This window comes from Amycolatopsis sp. cg9, from assembly GCF_041346945.1.
Lineage (GTDB): Bacteria > Actinomycetota > Actinomycetes > Mycobacteriales > Pseudonocardiaceae > Amycolatopsis.
Genome location: NZ_CP166850.1, coordinates 4,362,609 through 4,382,448 on the forward strand (window position 1 = coordinate 4,362,609; position 19,840 = coordinate 4,382,448).

A 19,840-nucleotide genomic window follows, 5' to 3' on the forward strand; every position below is an offset into this window, starting at 1 on the left:
CTGTCCACCTGGAGAAGATGAGACACCGGTCACTCGATCAGTCGGTGTCCTGCTTCAGCGCGGTGTCGATCGTGAGCGCCGCGGCGACGACCATGCTGGCGAGCGGATCCGGCAAGGGGTGGGGGATCTCCACGACGTAGTTGTCAGCCGTCGTGAACGCGGCCTTGATGAAACCGCCCCACGTCTTCGTCACCCGGGCGACCTCGGTGCCGGCGTGGTCGCGGATCGAGAAGTTCCAAGCTCGCCAGTTTTCGGCGAAGATCCCGCCGACCGAACGACCGTCGACGATGAAGCCGAACCGGATCTTCCCGAAGACGTTCTCCTGCACGATCTCGCCGATCGGGGTCTCGTCGGCCCGTGTGACCAGGAATCGCGACTTGAACACCTTCGCGGGCCGGGTCACCTTCAGCACGGTGCTGTGGTTGGCGTCGCGGACCTCGAACTTGTGGGTCAAGAACTGGTCGTACTTGGTCAGGAGCCGGATCGCCTTCTTCAGCGTGCTCTGGCCGACCTCCACGACGCCGCCGAGGCGGTTGCCGTTCTGGTCGAAGACGCCGAACTCGTTGGCCATTTCGATCAGCTTCGCGCGTTGGTTCACCACCAGCACGGGTTCGGTGAACAGGGTTCCGCCGCCGTTGCGTGCCGCACCGCGGCCGCGCGTTGCACGGGTGACCTGGTCCTGGATCCGAGTGGGGTCGTGGCCGCGTTCGATGTCCAGCTCGATCGGCGTTGAGTCGCTCGGCGGTGGCGCCTGGTGGGCGGGCCGGGTGTTGGCGGTCCAGGCCTGGCCGTCCCACCATCGGTGCAGACGGGGGTCCCGCGCGTCGGGATACCAGCCCGGCTGCGGTGGCGAACTCGTCATGGCCGATGAGCCTATCCGCGCGGACCTGCTTGTGGCGGTGGTAGCTGGAAATGCGTCGAATGTCCGCATCGACGCCGGCTGTCGAGGCAGCCCGGTCGGCGCCGCCGGTGGGTGGTCGACCAGAATCGGTGGTCGTGACTGAGCGACTTTGGCCCATGGGTGCCGCGACGGCGATCGGTTCGATGCCGGGCACGGATCCCGCGGAAGCGGCAGCGGTCGTGTTCGGCGAGCTGCCCGACTTCCCGCATCTGCCCGAGCTGCCTGCCCGCGGTGTCGGGGCGGACTTGCTCGGCCGGACCGCCGCCCTGCTGGTCGACTTGGCCATCGACGTGGTTCCGAGCGGCTATCGCGTCGCGACCCGGCCCGGTCACGAGCATCGTCGTGCGGTCGATCTGCTTCGCTGGGATCTCGACGCCGTGCAGGAGGCGCGTGAGAAGGCCGGGGCCACCCCGCCGGTCTTCAAGGTCCAGGTCGCCGGCCCGTGGACGCTCGGTGCCGGGATTGAGCTGCCGAGGGGGCACCGGGTGCTCACTGATCACGGCGCCTTGCGGGATTTCACGTCTTCCCTGCTCGACGGGCTCGCGAGCCATGTCGCGGAGGTGCAAGCCAGGAGCGGGGCGCCGGTGGTGGTCCAGTTCGACGAGCCGTCGTTGCCCGCGGTGCTCGGCGGCGGCCTGTCGACACCGTCCGGCTACGGGAACGTCCCGGCGGTGCCGGAGCCCGAGGCCCGTGACCTGCTCGCCACCGTGATCGAGGGCGCCCGGCGGATCACCGGCCGGCCGGTGATCGTGCACTGTTGTGCCGGGAAACCGCCGCTCGGCCTGCTGCGCGAGGCCGGTGCGGACGCGCTGGCCTTCGACCTCGCCGCACTCGATGGTGCGTCCGCGGCCTTCCTGGACGAGATCGGCGAGGTGTGGGACGGCGGGGCGACGCTGTTCCTGGGAGCGGTCCCCACCACGGCACCCACGTCCCCGCTGAGCCTCAAGGATGTCGGCGAGCCGGCGTTCCGGCTGGCCGACCGGCTCGGCTTCAACCGCAGCGTCCTCGCGGAACGTGCCGTGCCGACACCCGCTTGCGGCCTCGCCGGTGCGACGCCGGAATGGATGCGCCGGGCCCTCTCGCTGACGCGCGATCTCGGCAAAGCCTTCGTGGAGCCGCCGGAAGGCTGGTGACGGAATCCGGCGACTCGCCGACGTCCGCTCCGCTCGGCCAGTAGCGTGTCGGGTAGCCGACCGAACGAGGACCATCCGCAACCATGCGCCTGTTTCGCCGCAAGAACACCGTCGCCGACCCGCCCGATCCCCGCACCGCGTGGCCCGAGCAGCACGTGCCGGAGGACCCGGCGGCTGCCGCGGAGGCGTTCTGGCAGGGGTGGTTCGAGCTGCTTCCGCTGGTCAGCGCGGCTCTGGGCGAGGGTGAACCGCACCGGGTGGAGCACGAGCTCTGCCAGCTCGTCGAGGCGCTGCACCCACGGCTGCACTTCTCGCTGGAGCGTGGTCGCCAGGCGATCTACGCCCTGGTCGTCACCGGTCAGGAGGATCCGGAGGTCCGGCCGTTCACCGACGCGTGGCGGGCCGCCGCGCCGCCGGATGATGCGATCTGGGAGTACCACGACTCGGTCCCGCCGGTGCCCGATCCGACCGAGGTCACGGTGAACCTCGGCGAGCGCCGGATCGCGCTGGCCGAGGTCCGGATCGTCGCGCAGGTGGACGAAGACGAGCGCGTGGTCGATGTCGCCGTCTACCACCCGGGGTTCGGCGACCTCGACGACGTCACCCGGCGGACCATGACCTTCCTGCCCCTCGACGCCACACTGGGTGAACGGCTCGCCGCCGAACGACTACGGCGCGTCGAGACCGCGGAGGTCGAGCCGGCCGGGGCGATCACCCTTCTGGAGTTCCGTGAACTGGTCCGCGGGCTGGCCAGTGGGCCGGACGAAAATGTCGGTACCTCCGGCTAGGGTTACCACCCGTGAGCAGCACCGAACTCCCCCAGGACCAGATCGCGGCGGTCGACGCTCCGGCGGCCGCCGAGGACGTCACCGACGTCCCGGCCGCCGTGCGTGAGCGGCACAGCGCCCTCGCCGAGGAACTGCGCAACCACCAGTTCCGGTACTACGTCCTGGACTCGCCGATCATCTCCGACGGGCAGTTCGACGAGCTGCTGGGCGAGCTGCAGCAGCTCGAGGAAGCGCATCCGGCGCTGGTCACGCCCGATTCGCCGAGCCAGCGGGTCGGTGGCACGTTCTCGACCGAATTCACCGCGTACGACCACCTCGAGCGGATGCTCAGCCTGGACAACGTGTTCGACCGGGACGAGTTCCTCGCCTGGGTGGAACGCGTCGAGAAGGAGGTCGGGCGCACCGAATTCCTCGCCGAGCTGAAGATCGACGGCCTGGCGATCAACCTGCTGTACGAGAACGGCCACCTCACCCGCGCGCTCACCCGGGGTGACGGCCGGACCGGTGAGGACGTCACGCTCAACGTCCGCACGCTCGACCAGGTCCCGGAGACGCTGACCGGCACCGATCAGTTCCCCGTGCCCGCGCTGGTAGAGGTGCGCGGCGAGGTCTACTTCCGCGTCGAGGACTTCCTCGAGCTCAACGCGAAGATGGTCGAAGCGGGTAAGCCGCCGTACGCGAATCCGCGCAACACCGCGGCCGGCTCGCTGCGGCAGAAGGACCCCAAAATCACCCGTGAGCGGCGGCTGCGGCTGATCTGCCACGGGCTCGGCAAGCGCGAGGGCTTCGAACCGCAGCGCCAGTCGGAGGCGTACGACGCGCTGGCGGCGTGGGGCCTGCCCGTGTCGCCGCACAGCAAGGTCCTGTCGACGGCCGAGGAACTCACCGAACACATCGTCTACTGGGGCGAGCACCGGCACGACGCCGAGCACGAGATCGACGGCGTGGTCATCAAGGTCGACCAGGTGGCGCTGCAGCGACGGCTGGGCACGACGTCGCGCGCGCCGCGGTGGGCGATCGCGTACAAGTACCCGCCGGAAGAGGCCATCACCACGCTGCTGGACATCCAGGTCGGCGTCGGGCGGACCGGGCGGGTGACGCCGTTCGCGGTCACCGAGCCGGTCAAGGTCGCCGGGTCGACCGTGGCCAGGGCGACCCTGCACAACGCCGAAGAGGTCAAACGCAAGGGCGTGCTGATCGGCGACCGGATCGTCATCCGGAAGGCCGGCGACGTCATCCCCGAGGTGCTCGGGCCGGTGGTGGACGCGCGCACGGGTGACGAGCGCGAGTTCGTCATGCCGACCCACTGCCCGGAATGCGGTACCGAGCTCGCCTACCAGAAGGAAGGCGACAAGGACATCCGCTGCCCGAACACGCGGTTCTGTCCCGCGCAGCTGCGGGAGCGGCTCTTCCACCTGGCCGGGCGCGGCGCCTTCGACATCGAGGTCCTGGGGTACGAGGCGGCGGTCGCCCTGCTCGACGCCCGGGTGGTCGCCGACGAGGGTGATGTCTTCGATTTGAACGAGGAGAGCCTCGCCGAGGTCGAGCTGTTCCGCACGAAGGCCGGCGAGTTGTCGGCGAACGCGCGGAAGCTGATCGCCAACCTCGACGCGGCGAAGGACCGGCCGTTGTGGAAGGTGCTGGTCGCGCTGTCGATCCGGCACGTCGGGCCGACCGCGGCGCAGGCACTGGCCCGCGAATTCGGGTCGATCGAGCGCATCGAAGAGGCCACCGAGGAAGAGCTGGCCGACGTCGACGGGGTGGGTCCGACCATCGCCCGCGCGACGCAGGAGTGGTTCGAGGTCGGCTGGCACCGCGAGATCGTCGAAAAATGGCGACGCGCCGGCGTGCGGATGGCAGAGGAGCGCGACGAGTCGATCCCGCGCAACCTCGAAGGGCTTTCGATCGTGGTGACGGGCTCGCTCGACGGCTTCTCCCGCGACGAGGCCAAAGAGGTCATCATGGCCCGTGGTGGCAAGGCCGCCGGGTCGGTTTCGAAGAAGACCGCGTTCGTCGTCGTCGGGGATTCGCCTGGTTCGAAATACGACAAGGCGGTTCAGCTCAAGGTGCCGGTGCTCGACGAAGCCGGCTTCCGCGTCCTCTTGGAGCGGGGGCCCGAGGCGGCGCAGGAGGTGGCGCTGCCGGCCGGGGACGAGACCGACGAGTCCGGGGAGACGGATGGGTGACGTCGAAATCCGGCCGCCGCGGTCCGAGGAGTACGCCGCGGCGGGCGAGGTCACGGTGCGCGCTTACGACGTCGATGGTCACCTGGCCGGCGACGTCGGGTACGACGCCGTGCTGCGTGACGTCGCGCGGCGGGCCGAGCAGGCCGAGGTCCTCGTCGCCGTCGATGGCGCGGGGGAGGTGCTCGGGACGGTGACCGTCGTGCTCCCGGGGTCCGGGCTCGCCGAGATTTCGCGTCCGGGCGAGCTGGAGTTCCGGATGCTGGCGGTGGCGCCGTCGGCGCGGGGCCGGGGCATCGGTGAGGCGCTGACGAAGGCTGTGCTCGACCGTGCCCGGACGCTGGGTATCCCGAGGGTCGTGCTGAGCAGCCTCGAGGGCATGCGCAGCGCGCATCGGCTCTACGAGCGGCTCGGGTTCACGCGCCTGCCCGAGCGGGACTGGCGGCCGTTTCCGCACATCAGCCTGATCGCCTACCAAATCGACGTCTGACCTGGGATTGGTCGAAAAAGGGACGAGCCCACGCGGGCTCGTCCCTTCGTCGATCCGCTCCGGGGTCAGCCGTCGAGGACGACCGCGACGATGCCCGCGAGGTGAGCCAGCCGGGCGACTTCGGCGGCCCGGAAGGCGGGGCCGCCCGGGCGGGCGACCAGCAGCGCCTTGCCCGGCTTGCCGAGCGGCGTGGCGGCCAGCTCGGTGCCGAGCTCCTTCCACGTCTCCGGGATCCAGGCCTCTTCGCCGTCGAGGACCGTCGCGCGCTCCAGCGGCAGCCAGGGCAGGTCGGTGATGGGCGTCTCCGGGGCGGCGCTCGACGACGCCAGCCGGACCGCGCCGGTTTCGGCGTGCTCGACGACCATCGCCCAGCCGGCGCGCACGATGCGGGGTACGCCCTCGGCCAGGATGTCGAGGCCCGACTTCGGTTGCGCGGCGATCTCTTCGACCAGCTCGAGCTCGCGATGGGTGTCCAGGACACCCGCGTAGGGCCGGACGGCGTCCACTTCGACGCCTTCGACGCTTTCCGCCGCCGTGATCAGCGCGTCGGGCAGGCGGCCCGACGGCAGCTCGACGACCAGGTCGTCCACGGCCACTCCGGTGCCGCGTTCGACGACGTCCACGCTGAGGATGTCGGCGCCTACCGTGCCGAGCGCCGTGGCGACCGCGCCGAGGGTCCCCGGGCTGTCCGGAAGGAGGACCCGGATCAGGAACGACACCACGCGCCCCTCTCACCTCTGGCGTCCCAGCCTTGCCGTGGGACGCTCGATGCCGGTCGCCGATTGTGACAGACCCGCCCGGCTCGCGGGACCTGCTGTCCGGCGGGCGGGACGCGAGCGTCGCCGGACGGCACCCGGCCTGCGCCGGGCGTAACCCAGTCGAGTCCGCCCACGCCGTCACCATAGACTTGCAGCTTCCGAGACAACCCGCACAGCACAACCCGGGAGTCACCCGCGTGCCCAACATTTCCCGAGACGAGGTCGCGCACCTCGCGAAGCTGGCCAGGCTGGCCGTGACCGACGACGAGCTCGACGTCTTCGCCGGCCAGCTCGACCAGATCCTGGACTCGGTGGCCAAGGTGAGCGAGGTCGCCGCCGACGACGTGCCGCCCACCTCGCACGCCGTGCCGCTGACGAACGTCTTCCGGCAGGACGTCGTCGTTCCCGGGCTCACGCAGCAGCAGGCGCTGGCCGGTGCGCCGGCCGCCGAGGACGGGCGTTTTCGGGTGCCGCGGATTCTGGGGGAAGAGCAGTGACCGAGCTCATCAAGCTGACCGCCGCGGAGCTGGCGGAGAAGATCCACTCGCGTGAGGTGTCCGCGGTCGAGGTCACGCAGGCTCACCTGGACCGGATCGCCGAGGTCGACGACCACATCCACGCGTTCCTGCACGTCGACACCGAGGGCGCGCTGGCCGCGGCCAAGGCCGTCGACGAGGGCATCGCCGAGGGGAAGGCGCCGGCGTCGTCGCTGGCCGGTGTGCCGCTCGCGCTCAAGGACGTCCTGACCACCCAGGGTGTGCCGACGACCTGTGGTTCGAAAACGCTCGAAGGCTGGATCCCGCCGTACGACGCGACCGTGACGCGCAAGCTGCGCGAGGCCGGTGTCGTCATCCTCGGCAAGACCAACATGGACGAGTTCGCCATGGGGTCGTCGACGGAGAACTCGGCCTACGGCCCGACGCACAACCCGTGGGACCACGCCCGCATCCCGGGCGGGTCGGGTGGTGGCTCGTCTGCGTCGATCGCGGCTTTCGAGGCGGCCATCGCCATCGGAACCGACACCGGCGGCTCGATCCGGCAGCCCGGGTCCGTCACCGGCACCGTCGGCGTGAAGCCGACCTACGGCGGCGTGTCGCGCTACGGGCTCGTCGCGTTTTCGTCGTCGCTCGACCAGGCCGGGCCCTGTGCGCGGACGGTGCTCGACGCGGCGCTGCTGCACGAGGTCATCGCCGGGCACGACCCGCTGGACTCGACCTCCATCGACGCGCCGGTGCCGCCGGTGGTCGCCGCCGCCCGGCAGGGCATGACGGGTGACCTCAAGGGCGTCAAGGTCGGCGTCGTGAAGGAGTTCGGCGGCGACGGCTACCAGCCGGGCGTGGAGCGGTCGTTCCAGGCCGCCGTCGAGCAGCTGCGTGCGCTGGGCGCCGAGGTCGTCGAGGTCTCGTGTCCGCATTTCGTCTACGCGCTGCCCGCGTACTACCTGATCGCGCCGAGCGAGTGCTCGTCGAACCTCGCCCGGTTCGACGCCATGCGCTACGGCCTGCGCGTCGCCGACGACGGCACGCACAGCGCCGAAGAGGTCATGTCGCTGACTCGCGAGAAGGGCTTCGGCGCCGAGGTCAAGCGGCGCATCATGCTGGGCACCTACGCGTTGTCGTCCGGCTACTACGACGCCTACTACGGCTCGGCGCAGAAGGTGCGCACGCTGATCACGCGTGACTTCGCGGCCGCGTTCGAGAAGGTCGATGTCCTCGTTTCGCCCACGACGCCGACCACGGCGTTCAAGATCGGCGAGCGCGTGGACGACCCGATGGCGATGTACCTCGCGGACCTGTGCACGATCCCGTCGAACCTCGCCGGCAACGCCGCCATGAGCGTGCCGAGCGGGCTGTCCGACGAGGACGGCCTGCCGGTCGGCCTGCAGATCATGGCCCCGGCGCTCGCCGACGACCGGCTCTACCGGGTCGGCGCCGCCTACGAAGCCGCTCGCGACGCCGCCGCCGGCGGGGCGCTCATCCACAAGGTCCCGGAGCTGGGAGGAACGAAGTGACTGCCGTGGCCGAGTTGATGGACTACGCCGACGTCATCGAGCGGTTCAACCCCGTGCTCGGGCTCGAGGTGCACGTCGAGCTCAGCACGAACACGAAGATGTTCTGCGGCTGCGCCAACGAGTTCGGCGGCGAGCCGAACACGAAGGTGTGCCCGACCTGCCTGGGCCTGCCGGGCGCGCTGCCGGTCGTCAACGGCAAGGCCGTCGAGGGCGCGATCCGGATCGGTCTCGCGCTGAACTGCGAGATCGCCGAGTGGTGCCGGTTCGCCCGGAAGAACTACTTCTACCCGGACATGCCGAAGAACTTCCAGACGTCGCAGTACGACGAGCCGATCGCCTTCAACGGCTACCTCGACGTCACGCTCGACGACGGTGAGGTCGTCCGCGTGGAGATCGAGCGCGCGCACATGGAAGAGGACACCGGGAAGTCGCTGCACGTCGGGGGCGCCACCGGCCGGATCCACGGTGCCGAGCACTCGCTGCTCGACTACAACCGGGCCGGCGTTCCGCTGATCGAAATCGTCACCAAGCCGATCGAGGGCACCGGCGAACGGGCCCCCGAGGTCGCGCGGGCGTACGTGAGCGCGTTGCGTGACCTGCTTCGCGCGCTCGACGTGTCGGACGTCCGCATGGACCAGGGCTCCCTGCGGTGCGACGCGAACGTTTCGCTGATGGCGAAGGACGCGACCGAGTTCGGTACCCGTACCGAGACGAAGAACGTCAACTCGCTGCGGAGCGTCGAACGGGCCGTTCGCTACGAGATGACGCGGCAGGCGGCCATCCTCGCCGAGGGCGGTTCGATCAAGCAGGAGACGCGGCACTTCCAGGAGGCCGACGGCACGACGTCGTCGGGCCGGACGAAGGAGACCGCGGAGGACTACCGGTACTTCCCGGAGCCCGACCTGGTCCCGATCGCGCCGTCGCGCGAGTGGGTCGAGGAGCTGCGCGGCACGCTGCCGGAGATGCCGTCGGAGCGGCGGAAGCGGATCCAGCAGGAATGGTCACTTTCCGACGAAGCCCTGCGTGACCTGCTGAACGTCGGTGCGGTCGACCTCGTCGCGGCCACCGTCGAGGCCGGTGCGTCGCCGGACGAGGCGCGCGGCTGGTGGGTCAACACCCTCGCGCAGGAAGCGAACACCCGCGAGGTCGAGCTGGCCGACCTGCCGATCACGCCGAAGCAGCTGGCCGAGGTCATCGGGCTGGTTTCGTCCGGTGAGCTGACGAACAAGCTCGCCAAGGAGGTCGTCCAGGGCGTGCTCGCCGGGGAGGGCGAGCCGCGCGAGGTCGTCGACAAGCGCGGGCTGAAGGTCGTCTCGGACGACTCGGCCCTGCTCGCGGCGATCGACGAGGCCTTGGCGGCCCAGCCGGACGTCGCGGAGAAGATCCGCGGCGGCAAGGTCGCCGCGGCCGGGGCGATCGTCGGTGCGGTCATGAAGGCGACCAAGGGGCAGGCGGACGCCAAGCGGGTCCGGGAACTGATCGTCGAGCGCGTCGGCTCCTGACCGTTTCATGACATCGCCGTTTTCCGTCAAGAGCGTCACCTGGCGCGAGTGGCTCGGCCTGGCGGCCGGGCTGCTCGCGCTGGGGTCGACGTTCCTGCCGTGGACCACGCTGAGCACCAACAAGCCGGACATCGAGGTCGTCCTCTCGTCCTTGCCGCACAGTGACGTCGTCCGGAACGCGTGGCAGTCGAGCTTCTTCGCCTGGTGCCCGCCGCTGCCGCTGGTGCTGGCCGGCCTGGTCGTGGTCGTTTTCGGGCGAATCCGGAAAGTGCGGGTCAGCGGCCTGCCGCACCTGTGGCTGGTGGTCGCCGCGGCGTCGCTGCTCCTGATGGTGCTCGGCTGGTTCACGATCGACTGGGAGTTCGACGCCGACCAGCGCGGCATCTTCGACGCCGCCGGGATCGCGATCAGTGCGGGTTTCGGGCGGTTCCTCGGGCTGTTCGCCGCGGTCGTTTCCGCTGTTGTCGCTTTTCTGGACATCCGCGCGGTGCGGGCCGAGAGCCGGCAGCCGCGGAAGCGGGAGCCCAAGAGCAAGACCCGCTGAACTACGGGTGCCGGAGTGGGGCAGCGCTCGGCCTGGGTGTCAGCGCTGAGGACGTGAAGCCTTGGTGGCGTTGAAGTCGCGATGCCGACGGGCCGCTGAGGCTGTCGTCCGTTCCGGTTGACCCACCCCTCGTGACAACGTTGACATCTGGTCGGCCGTTGCGTGAGAAAGCGCTTTCTGGAACGGTCGGCAGGGGTGGGTCGGCTGAGGGGACGGCCGCTGGGAGGCGTGTCACCGAGGAGGGAGACCTGGGTTGACTCACGGAAAGCGCTTACGGGTCGCTGTTGTCGGCGCCGGGGGGATCGCGGACAGCCATCGGGCCGCCTTCCAGGCGCACCGCGACGACGTCGACATCGTGGCCGCCGCCGATGTCGATGAAGCTCGGGCGGTCGCGTTTTGTGCCGCGGCCGGGAATGCCAAGCCCTACGGCGATCTCGACACCTTGCTCGCCGAGCAGGAGCCCGATCTCGTCTCGGTCTGCACGCCGCCGGGGCTGCACGTCGAGCAGACCACGAAGGCGCTCGAGAGCGGGGCCTGGGTCTGGTGTGAGAAGCCGCCGTGCCGGTCGCTCGCCGAATACGACGAGATGGCCGCCGCCGAGGGGGATGGCGGGCCTTACGTTTCGTTCGTTTTCCAGCAACGGTCCGGGGCCGGTGCCGCGCACTTCCGGCGCCTGCTCGCGGACGGGGAACTGGGGCGCCCGCTCGTCGCGCACTGCCAGACCACCTGGTACCGCGATGCCGCCTACTACGCGGTGCCGTGGCGCGGGCGCTGGGAATCCGAGGGCGGCGGGCCCGCCATGGGCCACGGCATCCACCAGATGGACCTCCTGCTCCACCTGCTCGGCGACTGGGCCGAGGTGCGCGCGATGACCGCGCGGCTGGTGCACGACGTCGAGACCGAGGACGTCTCCACCGCGCTCGTGCGGTTCGAGTCGGGGGCGCTCGCGACCGTCGTCAACAGCGTCCTGTCGCCGGACGAGGTGAGCCGGATCCGGGTCGACTGCGAAAACGCCACCGTCGAGCTGACTCACCTCTACGGCTACGGCGTCAAGGACTGGCGCTACACCGCCGCGCCGCACGTTGTCGAAAAAGTGACGAACCGCTGGTCGGCGCCGCCGGACGAGGTGGTCAGCTCGCACGCCGCCGCGTTCGCGCCCGTGCTCGCCGCCTACCGGGCCGGGCGGCGGCCGCCGTGCAGCGGGGACGACGGGCGGCGGGTGCTGGAGCTCGTCGCGGCCCTGTACAAGTCCGCGGCCACCGGGCTCGGGGTGCGCCGCGGGGAGATCGGTCCCGGTGACGCCTTCCACCGGTCCATGGCGGGAGCGCGGGCGTGACCGCGGCGATCACCGTCACGCACCGGCACGGGGAGCGCGTGACCGTCGAGGCAGGCGGCGTCCAGCTGATGTCCTATGTGTACAAGCCCGACCCGGTGGCCTTCGAGTCCCGCAAGCCCTACACCCACCCGCTGCGGACCCTCCGTGGCCGCGGCGTCAGCGGGTACCGGCCCGCCGACCACCGGTGGCACAAGGGCCTGCAGATGACGTCCAGCCACCTCTCCGGGCAGAACTTCTGGGGCGGCCACACCTACGTTCCCGGCGATTGGTACCAGGACCTGCCCGACCGCATCGGCTCGATGCGGCACGACGACTTCGCCGCCTTCACCGTCGGGCGCGACCGGCTCGGCTTCACCGAACGGCTCACCTGGGTCGCCAACGGCGGTGAGGAGTGGGCGCGGGAGCGGCGCGAGCTCGCCGTCCACTCGGTCGAGCCGGACGAAGGGGCCTGGGCGCTCGACTGGGGGATCGAGCTGACCAACGTCCGCGACACCCCGCTCGAGTTCGGCAGCCCGACGACCGCCGGCCGCGAGCGGGCCGGGTACACCGGGCTGCACTGGCGGGGGCCGCGCGACTTCAGCGGGGGGCGCGTCCTCGGGCCCGGTGAGCTCGGTGGCGAGGACATGATGGGCGTGCAGGCGCCGTGGCTGGCGTTCGTCGGTGAGCACGACGACGTCGACGCGCACTCGACCTTGGTCTTCGCCCATTCGCCGGAAAACGACCAGGCGATCCACGAGTCGCACTGGTTCGTCCGGTCGCGGGAGACGCCGATGGTCGCTTTCTCGTGGGCGTTTTTCGACGAATTCGTGCTGGAGCCAGGGGAGAGCTTCACCTACCGCTACCGGGTCGTCGTCGCCGATGGGGCGTGGGACCGCGATCGGGTGACCCGCTACCTCGATGGGCACGGGTGGTCATGAACACGTTCCCACTTCCAGGTGGAATCGGTGTCTCGCACCTGCGCGCCTACGACTGGGCGGCGGAGGATGGGGTGTGCGGTGGCAGCCCGCACGTGCACCTCGCCTGCACCGAGGCGTACGTCGTCACCGGCGGCCGCGGGGCGGTCCAGACGTTGAGTGTCGGCGGCTACGACGAGACACCGCTGGGAGCCGGCGTGATCGCGTGGTTCGCGCCGGGGACCGTGCACCGGATGGTCCAGGAAGACGGGCTGCGCGTCACGGTGCTGATGCAGAACAGCGGGCTGCCCGAGGCGGGGGACGCCGTGTTCACGTTCCCGCCCGACGTGCTCGCCGACCCGGGTTCCTACGCCGAAGCCGCGGCGTTGCCGAAAAACGACCAGGCCGCTCGACGACGCCGTGACCTGGCGATTCGTGGCTACCTGCCGCTGCGGGAGGCGCTGCGGGACGGCGACGCGGAGCCGTTGCGGGAGTTCCACCGGGCGGCCGTCGCGCTCGTTTTGCCGAAAATCGGCGAATGGGTTCCGCGCTGGCGGGCCGGGGCGTTACGGGCGGCCGAACTGACCGGGGCGCACCTCGCGGCGCTCGCCGGCGGCGACGGGAGTCACCTCGAACAGTCCGGTGTCCGGGTCGCGGCACCTTCGAACCCGGACGGCTACGGCATGTGCGGACGTCGCGCGGAATACGACATCGACCAGGAAGGCCGGCAGTGATGAACCAGCCCAGTATCGGAGTGCTGCTCAACGGGGTCACCGGCCGGATGGGGTACCGGCAGCACCTGCTCCGGTCGGTCCTGGCGATCCGGGACCAGGGCGGCGTCGCCCTGCCGGACGGCAGCCGCGTGCAGCTCGAGCCGATCCTCGCCGGGCGCAACGCCGGGAAGCTCAAGGACCTCGCGGGGCGGCACGGCCTGAGCGCGTGGACCACCGACCCGGACTCCGCGCTGGGCGACGTCGGGATCTACTTCGACGCGCAGCTGACATCCGCGCGGGAGCCGTCGGTGCGGGCGGCCATCGCCGCGGGCAAGCACGTCTACGCCGAAAAGCCCCTTGCCGAAAAACTGACATCGGCGCTGGAGCTGGCCGAACTCGCGCGCGACGCCGGGATCTGCCACGGCGTCGTGCACGACAAGCTGTTCCTGCCCGGGCTGCGGAAACTGCGGCGGCTGGTCAACGGCGGGTTCTTCGGGCGGGTCCTGTCGGTGCGCGGCGAGTTCGGCTACTGGGTCTTCGAGGGCGACTGGCAGGAGGCGCAGCGCCCGAGCTGGAACTACCGCGCCGAGGACGGCGGCGGGATCGTGCTCGACATGTTCTGCCACTGGAACTACGTCCTCGAGAACCTCTTCGGCCGCGTCGAGGCCGTGACCGCGAAAGCGACAACGCACATCCCGCGCAGGTGGGACGAGCGGGGCGACGCGTACGCGGCCACGGCGGACGACGCCGCGTACGGGATCTTCGAGCTGGAGTCCGGGGTCGTCGCGCAGATCAACTCGTCGTGGTCCACGCGGGTGTTCCGCGACGAGCTCGTCGAGTTCCAGGTCGACGGCACCGAGGGCAGCGCCGTCGCCGGGCTGCGGCGGTGCCGGGTCCAGCACCGCTCCGCGACGCCGAAGCCGGTGTGGAACCCCGACCTGCCCGCGACCGAGTCGTTCCGCGACCAGTGGCAGGAGGTGCCGGACAACAGCGAGTTCGACAACGGCTTCAAGGCGCAGTGGGAGGAGTTCGTCCGGGACGTCGTCGCCGGGCGGCAACACCGCTACGACTTCTTCTCGGCCGCACGCGGGCTGCAGCTCGCCGAAGCCGGGCTGACGTCGTCGGCGGAGGGACGGCGGGTGGAGCTGAAGCCGTAGGGCCGGCAGCGAGGGGCCGTCGGCCGGTCAGTCCTTGCCGTTGCCGCCGCCGGAGGTCGCCGGGGTGATCAGCACGACGCGGTCGTCGCTGGACACCGGGGTGCCGCCGTCCTTGTTGACCGTGCCGGCCACCGCGAGCTGGGGGTTGATCATGCTCATCCCGGCCAGGCGCCCGTACGTCACCGGGGGTTTGCCGGTCTTGCCGTCGAGGCTGACCGTCGGCTTGCCGCTGACCGCGCCCTCCGGGGTGACCGGCAGGTTCTGCAGGTTGCCGGCCAGTGACGTGCCGACCGAGACCGAGCCGTTGGCGTCGACGAAGTCGGCGCAGCCCGCGACGCCCGGCTTGTCCGGCCACGTCCACGCCGGCGCCGCCAGCGGCTGCCCGGCCTGCAGCCGGTAGAGGGCGTCCTTGTCGGCGAGCCGGTCGGTGATCCAGACGCGGCCGCCGTCGGCGGAGGCGCAGATGCCGCCGGGGGCGTGCAGGCCGGCTGCCACGGTGAGCGACCCGTTCGCGTTGCCCGCCGCGGCCTTGCCGGACGTGTCGATGCGCAGCACCTTGCCGGCCAGGGAGTTCGGGTCGGCGGCGGCGTTCGGGTTGCCCGCGTCGCCCGTCGCGACCAGCAGCGCGCCGCGGTTGTCGGTCGCGATCGTGCCGCGGTTGCCGGACGCGCCCTTCGGGATGCCGGTGAGCACCGGCTTCGCGGCCTGGCCCTTCGCGAAGCGCACGACGCGGTTGTCCGTCGCCGTCGTCACGTAGGCGAACACCAGCTGGTCCTCGACGTACGACGGCGAGAGCGCGAGCCCGGTGAGGCCGCCGTCCCCGGCCGCCTGGACGTCGAGCTTGGCGAAGTCCGTCGCGTCCTTGCCCGCCGTCGCCAGGAGCACGCGGCCGCTCTTGCGCTCGCCCGCGAGCGCGCTGGGCGTCGAGCCGTCGCCCGGCAGGCCGACCACCGCGGCGACGGTGTCCAGGCACGTCGAGATGACCGACGGGTCGAAGTCCTTGCAGCCCTGGGGCGGCGGTACCGGCGTGGCCGACTGGCCGGGGCGGGCCTGCTTGCCGTCGCCGCCCGAATCCGCGCCGGGGCCCTGGACCTGGGGCGGCGATTCGGGGCTCGGGACGGGCGCGGGGCTGAACGACTGGCCGGCCGCGGTGTCGTCGAACCGCGCGCAGCCGGCGGGCAGCAGGACGCCGCAGGCCAGGATCGCCAGCAGGGCCGACCGGTACCGAGTGCGCATGATCCCCCAGCCTAGGGGCCGCCGCGTGAACCATGGGTGAGTACTCCTGGTTTACGTTGGGGATCATGACGCTGACCGTGCTGGTTCCCGACGACGAGGGCATGACCGTGCTCGCCGAGGTCCCGCGGGTCCTGCCCGTGCGCTACCAGTGGGGCGAGCCCGTACCCCCGGAGGCCGCGAAGGCCGAGGTCCTCATCCCCGGCAAGCACCCGCCCGGCGAGGAGCTCTGGCGCACGCTGCCGAACCTGAAGCTGATCCAGCTGCTGTCCGCCGGCGCCGAGGACTGGGTGGGCAAGGTGCCCGACGGCGTCCTGCTCTCCACCTGCCGCGGCGCGCACGGCGGGAGCACCGCCGAGTGGGTCGTCGCGGTGCTGCTGTCGATGTACCGGGGGCTGGACGTCTTCGCGGCGGGGCAGCGCGAAGGCCGGTGGGAGCGGCAGACGGCCGACACGCTGCAGGGCAAGCGCGTGCTCGTCATCGGCGCCGGTGACCTGGGGCAGCACCTGCGGCGCCGGCTCGAGCCGTTCGACGCGCGGTGCACCATGGTGGGGATGACCGCGCGGGAGGGCGTGCACGGCGTGCGCGAGCTGCCGTCGCTGCTCGGGCTGCACGACGTCGTGGTGCTGATGGTGCCGCTGACCTCGCGCACCCGCGGGATGGTCGACGCGGAGTTCCTGGCCGAGATGCGCGACGGCGCCGTGCTGGTCAACGTCTCGCGCGGCCCGGTCGTGGACACCGGCGCCCTGGTCGCCGAACTGACCGCGGGACGGCTGCGCGCCGCGCTCGACGTCACCGATCCCGAGCCGCCGCCGTCCGGGCACCCGCTGTGGACGGTGCCGGGGCTGCTGCTGACGCCGCACATCGGCGGGGCCGTGCGCGGGGTGCGGGGCCGGTCGTACGCCGTCGCGGCGGCGGAGATCGCCCGGTACGCCGGCGGTGAGCTGCCGGACAACCTCGTGCACGGCGAGTACTGAGCGCGGCGGCTCGCCAGGCCCGGGTGGATCCCCTACCCTTCGCGCGTGAGCAGTGGAGACGATTTTTCGCAGCAGCCCACCAGCCTCCTGTCCGGCGTCGAGGACGACGGGGGTGACGACACCCCGCGCCAGGGCGGGCTCGGTCTCGGCCTGCTGATCCTGCGGCTCGCGCTCGGCGTGACCATGGGCGCGCACGGCCTGCAGCACCTGTTCGGCCTGTTCGGCGGGCCGGGCATCGGCGGGTTCGCGCGGGTGCTGGAGACGTTCGGCTACCACAAGCAGACGACGCTGCTGTCGTGGATCACGGGGATCGCCGAGGTCGGCGGCGGCGTGCTGGTGATCGTCGGGCTGTTCACGCCGCTCGCGGCGGCGGCGCTGCTCGGGGTGGCGGCGAACGCGGTGTACGCCAAGTTCCACGGCGGGTTCTTCGAGCAGCAGGGGCAGGGGTTCGAGTTCGAGCTGGTGCTCGGGGCGTCCGCGCTGAGCCTGCTGTTCACCGGGGCCGGGCCGATTTCGCTGGAGCGGAACACGCCGTGGCGGAAGCGGCCGCTGCCGCTGGGGCTGGTTTCGCTGCTGCTGGCCGCCGCGGCGGCCGTCGTGGTCATCGTTTTGACGCGGTAGGGCGCCGCGGTCCGGCTGGGGACAACTCGGCCGAGTCGGGGCGGGCTGTGGACAACCCGGGTTCGCCGGCCCGGGATTGTCGGTGGCCGCCGGTAACGTTGAAACCGGGGGTCCCCCTCGCGGGCGGGGGTGGTTCGGGCGCCGCGAAGGCCGCCCCGGAAGCCGGGACGGCCTTCGCGGTTCGAGTCCGGCCTACTTGTTCACGTCGCGGACCGCGCCGGTGTCCGCCGACGTCGCCATCCGGGCGTACGCGCGCAGGGCCGCCGTCACCGGGCGCTGGCGCTCCTTCGGCTGCCACGGCCGCTCGGACGCCTCCATCTTCGACCGGCGCTCCGCCAGGACCTCCGGGTCGACCAGCAGTTCCAGTCGGCGCTCGTGGACGTCCAGGAGGATGCGGTCGCCGTTCTCCACCAGGCCGATCAGGCCGCCGGCCGCGGCTTCGGGGGAGATGTGGCCGACCGAGATGCCCGAGGAGCCGCCCGAGAAGCGGCCGTCGGTGATCAGGGCGCACTTCTTGCCGAGGCCCGAGCCCTTGAGGAACGCCGTCGGGTGCAGCATCTCCTGCATGCCCGGGCCGCCCGCCGGGCCTTCGTAGCGGATCACCAGGACCTCGCCGGGCTGGATCTCCTTCTTCAGGATCGCCGAGACGGCCTCCTCCTGGCTCTCCAGGACCCGCGCCGGGCCCTCGAAGTGCCAGAGGTCCTCGTCGATGCCCGCCGACTTGATGACCGCGCCGTTCTCCGCCAGGTTGCCGCGCAGGATGGCCAGGCCGCCGTCCTTCGTGTACGCGTGCTCGACGTCGCGGATGCAGCCGCCCGCCGCGTCCGTGTCCAGGGACGACCAGCGGTTCTCCGTCGAGAACGCCTCGGTCGTGCGGACTCCGCCCGGCGCCGCGTGGAAGAGCTCGAGGGCGACCGAAGAGGGCGAAGAGGCCCGGATGTCCCAGGTCGAGAGCCACGAGTCGAGGTCGGGGGAGTGGACCGACCAGACGTCGGTGTTCAGCAGGCCGCCGCGGTACAGCTCGCCGAGGATCGCCGGGATGCCGCCGGCGCGGTGGACGTCTTCCATGTGGTAGTCCGAGTTCGGCGCCACCTTCGACAGGCACGGCACGCGGCGGCCGATCGCGTCGATGTCGGCGATCGTGAAGTCGACCTCGCCCTCCTGGGCGGCGGCGAGGATGTGCAGCACCGTGTTCGTCGAGCCGCCCATCGCCATGTCGAGGGCCATCGCGTTCTCGAACGCCGCCTTCGACGCGATCGAGCGCGGCAGGACCGAGTCGTCGTCCTGCTCGTACCAGCGCTTGCACAGCTCGACGACCGTGCGGCCGGCCTCCTCGAACAGCGCGCGCCGCGCCGCGTGGGTCGCCAGCGTCGAGCCGTTGCCCGGCAGCGAGAGGCCCAGGGCCTCGGTGAGGCAGTTCATGGAGTTCGCGGTGAACATGCCGGAGCACGAGCCGCAGGTCGGGCACGCCGAGCGCTCGACGATCGCGAGGCCGTCTTCGTCGACCTCCGGGCTGGCCGACGCGGCGATCGCGGTGATCAGGTCGGTCGGGGCCTGGGCGACGCCGCCGACGACGACCGCCTTGCCCGCCTCCATCGGCCCGCCGGAGACGAAGACCACCGGGATGTTCAGCCGCATCGCGGCGTTGAGCATGCCGGGGGTGATCTTGTCGCAGTTGGAGATGCACACCAGCGCGTCGGCCTGGTGCGCGTTGACCATGTATTCCACCGAGTCGGCGATGATCTCGCGCGAGGGCAGCGAGTAGAGCATGCCGGAGTGGCCCATGGCGATGCCGTCGTCGACGGCGATGGTGTGGAATTCGCGCGCGACGCCGCCGGCTTCCTTGACCGCGCCGGCGACGATCTCGCCGAGGTCCTTGAGGTGCACGTGGCCGGGCACGAACTGGGTGTAGGAGTTGGCGATCGCCACGATCGGCTTGCCGAAGTCGCTGTCGGTCATGCCGGTGGCGCGCCAGAGCGAGCGCGCGCCCGCCGCGTTGCGGCCGTGGGTGGTGGTCCGGGAACGGAGAGGCGGCACGGCGAAACTCCCAGGTCGGATGGTCGGCGGGAACACTCCGCCTAAAACTGGTCCTACCAATTTAGGCCAGTCGTGCGGAGCCCGTCCATCGAGGGTGCTACGAGCCGGGCTTGAGGTCTTCCTCTTCGAGCAGGCCGCTCGGGTCGGCGACGAGGCCTTCGCTCACCAGCGACAGCACCGGCAGGTGCCGGGTGCGGACAGTCGGCAGCGGCACCTTCGTGTCGTCCTTCAGCACCGCCTGGACGCGGGACTTCTTGGTGATCGCGAGGCCCTTCAGCGCCGACCACGGCACGTCGCGCTTGCCGAACACCGTCCGGATCGCGAGCCCTTCGCGCGTGGCGACGGTGCGGTGCCGGACCACGAAGACCGCCAGCGCGATCGGGAAGACGTAGAGCCACTGCAGGTACGGGATTTCCCCGAGTGCGATCGGCGTCACGCAGACGGTCAGGAGCGCGATCGCCATGAACGACGTGCGGGGGACGCGGAAGACGGCTTTCCGGCCCTCGTCCTGCTGAGCTTTTTCGGCCACCCCGAAATGGTGCACCGCCGCGCCGACCGGCCCG

Annotated in this window: 19 protein-coding genes; 14 read left to right on the forward strand and 5 right to left on the reverse strand. The window is 71.1% G+C overall.

Annotation, left to right across the window (positions count from 1 at the left end; translation table 11 throughout):
- Positions 1 to 37: 37 nt before the first annotated feature.
- The gene (locus AB5J73_RS20960; protein ID WP_370971432.1) at positions 38 to 862 is read right to left on the reverse strand and encodes a phospholipid scramblase-related protein; all 825 of its coding nucleotides are present in this window, start codon (positions 860 to 862) and stop codon (positions 38 to 40) included.
- A 134-nt stretch (positions 863 to 996) separates the two neighbouring features.
- Here AB5J73_RS20960 and AB5J73_RS20965 point away from each other — a divergent pair, with 134 nt between their 5' ends.
- The 4 genes from AB5J73_RS20965 (at position 997) to AB5J73_RS20980 (ending at position 5,495) form a co-directional block, all read left to right on the forward strand.
- Complete coding sequence (locus AB5J73_RS20965) at positions 997 to 2,034, forward strand: methionine synthase (RefSeq protein ID WP_370973258.1); 1,038 nt, start codon at positions 997 to 999, stop codon at positions 2,032 to 2,034.
- Between the two features lie 83 nt (positions 2,035 to 2,117).
- A complete protein-coding gene (locus AB5J73_RS20970) occupies positions 2,118 to 2,822 on the forward strand; it encodes a hypothetical protein (protein WP_370971434.1) in 705 nt (234 codons plus the stop codon).
- 11 nt (positions 2,823 to 2,833) lie between these two features.
- Positions 2,834 to 5,008, forward strand: coding sequence for an NAD-dependent DNA ligase LigA (gene ligA, locus AB5J73_RS20975; RefSeq protein ID WP_370971436.1), 2,175 nt, complete (start codon positions 2,834 to 2,836; stop codon positions 5,006 to 5,008).
- A complete protein-coding gene (locus AB5J73_RS20980; RefSeq protein ID WP_370971438.1) occupies positions 5,001 to 5,495 on the forward strand; it encodes a GNAT family N-acetyltransferase in 495 nt (164 codons plus the stop codon). Before ligA ends, AB5J73_RS20980 begins: the two co-directional genes overlap by 8 nt.
- 65 nt (positions 5,496 to 5,560) lie before the next feature.
- Here the strand turns inward: AB5J73_RS20980 and AB5J73_RS20985 are convergent, their stop codons facing one another.
- A complete protein-coding gene (locus tag AB5J73_RS20985; protein ID WP_169734881.1) occupies positions 5,561 to 6,214 on the reverse strand; it encodes an amino acid-binding protein in 654 nt (217 codons plus the stop codon).
- 236 nt (positions 6,215 to 6,450) lie between these two features.
- On the opposite strand from AB5J73_RS20985, the gene gatC reads away from it, so the two are divergent.
- The 8 genes from gatC to AB5J73_RS21025 all read left to right on the forward strand — a co-directional run bounded on the left by gatC (position 6,451) and on the right by AB5J73_RS21025 (position 14,409).
- Positions 6,451 to 6,750 carry an Asp-tRNA(Asn)/Glu-tRNA(Gln) amidotransferase subunit GatC gene (gatC, locus tag AB5J73_RS20990; protein WP_003080804.1) on the forward strand — a complete coding sequence of 100 codons (300 nt, stop codon included), beginning with the start codon at positions 6,451 to 6,453 and terminating at the stop codon, positions 6,748 to 6,750.
- Positions 6,747 to 8,264, forward strand: coding sequence for an Asp-tRNA(Asn)/Glu-tRNA(Gln) amidotransferase subunit GatA (gatA, locus tag AB5J73_RS20995; protein ID WP_370971441.1), 1,518 nt, complete (start codon positions 6,747 to 6,749; stop codon positions 8,262 to 8,264). Before gatC ends, gatA begins: the two co-directional genes overlap by 4 nt.
- Positions 8,261 to 9,766, forward strand: coding sequence for an Asp-tRNA(Asn)/Glu-tRNA(Gln) amidotransferase subunit GatB (gene gatB, locus AB5J73_RS21000; RefSeq protein ID WP_370971442.1), 1,506 nt, complete (start codon positions 8,261 to 8,263; stop codon positions 9,764 to 9,766). Before gatA ends, gatB begins: the two co-directional genes overlap by 4 nt.
- Positions 9,767 to 9,773: 7 nt before the next feature.
- Positions 9,774 to 10,310 (forward strand): hypothetical protein, encoded by a 537-nt coding sequence (locus AB5J73_RS21005; RefSeq protein ID WP_370971444.1) that lies wholly within the window; start codon positions 9,774 to 9,776, stop codon positions 10,308 to 10,310.
- Positions 10,311 to 10,563: 253 nt separating this feature from the next.
- Positions 10,564 to 11,646, forward strand: coding sequence for a Gfo/Idh/MocA family protein (locus tag AB5J73_RS21010; RefSeq protein ID WP_370971446.1), 1,083 nt, complete (start codon positions 10,564 to 10,566; stop codon positions 11,644 to 11,646).
- Positions 11,643 to 12,563, forward strand: a complete 921-nt coding sequence (locus AB5J73_RS21015) for a PmoA family protein (RefSeq protein ID WP_370971448.1) — start codon at positions 11,643 to 11,645, stop codon at positions 12,561 to 12,563. Before AB5J73_RS21010 ends, AB5J73_RS21015 begins: the two co-directional genes overlap by 4 nt.
- A complete protein-coding gene (locus AB5J73_RS21020) occupies positions 12,560 to 13,273 on the forward strand; it encodes a cupin domain-containing protein (RefSeq protein ID WP_370971449.1) in 714 nt (237 codons plus the stop codon). Before AB5J73_RS21015 ends, AB5J73_RS21020 begins: the two co-directional genes overlap by 4 nt.
- Positions 13,273 to 14,409 carry a Gfo/Idh/MocA family protein gene (locus tag AB5J73_RS21025; protein WP_370971451.1) on the forward strand — a complete coding sequence of 379 codons (1,137 nt, stop codon included), beginning with the start codon at positions 13,273 to 13,275 and terminating at the stop codon, positions 14,407 to 14,409. The genes AB5J73_RS21020 and AB5J73_RS21025 overlap by 1 nt, the downstream gene beginning before the upstream one ends.
- Positions 14,410 to 14,436: 27 nt before the next feature.
- Here AB5J73_RS21025 and AB5J73_RS21030 read toward each other — a convergent pair whose 3' ends face one another.
- Complete coding sequence (locus AB5J73_RS21030) at positions 14,437 to 15,645, reverse strand: sorbosone dehydrogenase family protein (protein WP_370971453.1); 1,209 nt, start codon at positions 15,643 to 15,645, stop codon at positions 14,437 to 14,439.
- A gap of 65 nt (positions 15,646 to 15,710) precedes the next feature.
- Between AB5J73_RS21030 and AB5J73_RS21035 the strand changes: the two genes are divergently transcribed.
- The gene (locus AB5J73_RS21035; protein ID WP_370971455.1) at positions 15,711 to 16,619 is read left to right on the forward strand and encodes a 2-hydroxyacid dehydrogenase; all 909 of its coding nucleotides are present in this window, start codon (positions 15,711 to 15,713) and stop codon (positions 16,617 to 16,619) included.
- A 45-nt stretch (positions 16,620 to 16,664) separates the two neighbouring features.
- The gene (locus AB5J73_RS21040; protein WP_370971457.1) at positions 16,665 to 17,240 is read left to right on the forward strand and encodes a DoxX family membrane protein; all 576 of its coding nucleotides are present in this window, start codon (positions 16,665 to 16,667) and stop codon (positions 17,238 to 17,240) included.
- Positions 17,241 to 17,432: 192 nt separating this feature from the next.
- Here the strand turns inward: AB5J73_RS21040 and ilvD are convergent, their stop codons facing one another.
- Entirely contained in the window at positions 17,433 to 19,277 is a 1,845-nt protein-coding gene (ilvD, locus tag AB5J73_RS21045) for a dihydroxy-acid dehydratase (RefSeq protein ID WP_370971459.1), read from the reverse strand.
- Positions 19,278 to 19,374: 97 nt separating this feature from the next.
- Positions 19,375 to 19,806, reverse strand: a complete 432-nt coding sequence (locus AB5J73_RS21050) for a PH domain-containing protein (RefSeq protein WP_370971461.1) — start codon at positions 19,804 to 19,806, stop codon at positions 19,375 to 19,377.
- Positions 19,807 to 19,840: the final 34 nt, after the last annotated feature.